This window comes from uncultured Planktosalinus sp., from assembly GCF_963973675.1.
GTDB lineage: Bacteria > Bacteroidota > Bacteroidia > Flavobacteriales > Flavobacteriaceae > Planktosalinus.
In genome coordinates this window covers 1-2,517 of the sequence record NZ_CAXBAN010000378.1, presented here as the reverse complement: position 1 = coordinate 2,517, position 2,517 = coordinate 1, and the positions used below count along the sequence as shown (strand labels likewise).

The window sequence follows — 2,517 nt, the reverse complement described above, 5'->3', positions numbered from 1 at the left end:
AATTGTGTTGATTAGAAAAAATTCACAGAGGTAAAGATACATATTTCGATGCGAACTTAAAAAAGGTCGCCTTGAAGTTTCCCAATAGATTTCAAGAGAGGAACTTCTGTGTTTTTAAAAAAAGTAAAGCAAAAAGTTCTTGGAACAAAACCCAGTTGAACCTCTGAAATCAGCCAGCCACCTTTACTGTTGTTTGCATACTGATTTTTGAAAGAATGGAGTTCGAAATCAAACAATGTTGTTCACTTTTTTCAAGTATGCGCTCTGCGCGTTCCTTTTTTTCAGTGGAAGGAATTGTAACCGATGGAAACAAATGAACCTCAGTGATTTGAAATTTATTATCTTTTTTAGCTAGAACACCTTTAGCATGGCATTCAAAGTTTGAGAACTCAAGTTTTGAGTTTTCGGCCACAGCCAGAAATGTTGTCATCAGGCAACTGCAAACAGAGGCCACAAACAAGTGCTCAGGGGACCAGATTCCGGGCATTCCTTTAGGGAATTCGGGAGGGGTTGCTACTTCAATAGTCGTGTTTAATACCGCTGAACTCATAGTGCCTTTTCGATCTTGTTGCCAGTTGAGGTCTACTGAATATTCATGTGAATCTGCCATATGCAAGGGTTTAAAATGGAACATTTAATATCATATCAAAAGTAGTATGAAGAATAGATTCAAACTATGACAAGCGTCAGGGAAACGGTATTTAACGGGCTTCAAAAAGAGTAAGGTACAAATGAGAAGCCATTTTACGCGCATTATTTTTGGCGCGGTTGGCGTTTTCGCCTTCAAACAGAGAGTCAATAGTTTCAAACCAGAGGTTGATCCAGTTACCAAAATGTTCCATTTGAAGAGCATTGTGATATTTTTGGTCTAATTTGATGTGAGCTTTTGCAGGGTTGCCTTTAAACTTAGCTTTAAAAAAAAGATTGCTCTCCCAAAAATCGGTGAGTTTTTTCAGATGCTCCTCCCAGTCAGTAATGGTATCATTAAAAAAGTGACCGATTTCCTCACTCTTGCGCACCTTGGCATAAAAGGAGGAAACCAGCAAATACACATCATCTCTGTTTTTTATGTCTTGCATAAGATGATTATTCAAAGTATTGAAAGTAAACCGGAATGTGTTGCTGTAAATCGATTACAGCTTGTTGTGCTGTTTGTTGGTCTTTTGTCAAGTCTTCAAAAAGTATCTTCATAGGGTATAAATAGTTGTGTAATTGATCGTGCGATTCGCCTTTCATCGTGCATTTCTCAAAAATATAAGCAAAGTTGGCTTCCAGTTGCTCTTTTAAAGCAATGTAATCGTTACTGTTTTCTTTGATAAAGGTTGAAACAAGCTTTTGCATTTCTTTTACCCCTTCGGTTGTTTCAATATTAGCTTGCCACTTGGAGCTGTTGTCAAGTTTTAAATTAAGATAGCCTTCCTGAGTTCCCTGATGTAGATCTTTACTTTCAGAAGAGGTTTCTTTTTGACTTCCTTCTGCACACGAAACAACTGTAAAACAAACAAGTAGTGTAATTAAAAAATAGATTCTCATAGTATAAATAATTTTTAGATATAAAGTATGGTTAAATGATACACAATCAGCAGAACACTCATTAATAAACTTAACAGCAGAGAGTTATAGACAAACTTTGCTTTGAGTTGCGCCAGCACACTGGCATTATACCACATCGCAACTGCGACAACCAAAAAAAGCTGAATCATTTCAATAATTGAAGTTCCGCTCATTAAAATCAACATGGCTGCTATTGAGCCAATACAACTGGAGCCAATAACTCCCAGAACAGCATACGAATAATACATTTCCTGAAATTCAGTGAGTCCTTTTTGATACAAATTCATAATTTCCATTGTTTAATCGGTTCAATGGGTAAAATTAAAATTTGCAGTGCTTTTTGTTTATGACCTAAGTCATAAGGGATTTATCTGAATAATTTCCTGTTTTTAATTTTGAGTTCACCCTTTTTTTCAAGTGACTTGGTAGCCCTGATTACGGTTTCCACTCTCAATCCGGTTAAATCTGCTATTTGCTGACGTGTGATATCTACCTGAAATGAAAAAGGCTCTTGAAGGTTGTGAACATATTTTTTGAGGTAATCGAGAATTCTTAAAATGCGGTGTTCCGGCTCTTGGGAAGAAAGCTCTGTAGCCATAATAGCTTTGTAATACAAACGGCTGGCAAGTGCTTTGGTGATAGAGAGGTGTTCATCAGGGTGTGCTTTAAGTAACTCAAGAAAATTGTCTTTTGAAACCCGAAGAACCTCAGCGTCTGATAAAGCTTCTGCATGGGCCGGGTATTTGACATCTGCAAACAAAGGTGGTTCTCCAAAACTTTGACCCTTAAAGAAAATGCCTTGTATAAACTCTTTACCATCGTCATTGAAATTGTTCATTTTCACTTCACCATTCAGGATTTGAAAATAACACAAGGCCGGTTGTCCTTCCGAAAAGATTTGTTCGCCTTTCAAAAAACTAAGCTTCTCTGCTCCGAATGTATACAAAATATCTTCTGCTATCA

At 37.0% G+C, this 2,517-nt stretch carries 5 protein-coding genes; all 5 read right to left on the bottom strand.

What is annotated here, in order from left to right; genetic code table 11:
- Positions 1-169: 169 nt before the first annotated feature.
- Positions 170-610 carry an OsmC family protein gene (locus AACY61_RS12295; protein ID WP_339611871.1) on the bottom strand — a complete coding sequence of 147 codons (441 nt, stop codon included), beginning with the start codon at positions 608-610 and terminating at the stop codon, positions 170-172.
- Between the two features lie 91 nt (positions 611-701).
- Positions 702-1,079, bottom strand: a complete 378-nt coding sequence (locus tag AACY61_RS12290) for a group III truncated hemoglobin (protein WP_339611869.1) — start codon at positions 1,077-1,079, stop codon at positions 702-704.
- 7 nt (positions 1,080-1,086) lie between these two features.
- Positions 1,087-1,533: a hypothetical protein gene (locus tag AACY61_RS12285; protein ID WP_339611868.1), complete on the bottom strand. Its 447-nt coding sequence runs from the start codon at positions 1,531-1,533 to the stop codon at positions 1,087-1,089.
- 14 nt (positions 1,534-1,547) lie between these two features.
- Complete coding sequence (locus AACY61_RS12280) at positions 1,548-1,841, bottom strand: hypothetical protein (RefSeq protein ID WP_339611867.1); 294 nt, start codon at positions 1,839-1,841, stop codon at positions 1,548-1,550.
- A gap of 80 nt (positions 1,842-1,921) precedes the next feature.
- Positions 1,922-2,515 carry a Crp/Fnr family transcriptional regulator gene (locus AACY61_RS12275; protein WP_339611866.1) on the bottom strand — a complete coding sequence of 198 codons (594 nt, stop codon included), beginning with the start codon at positions 2,513-2,515 and terminating at the stop codon, positions 1,922-1,924.
- Between the last annotated feature and the right edge of the window lie 2 nt (positions 2,516-2,517).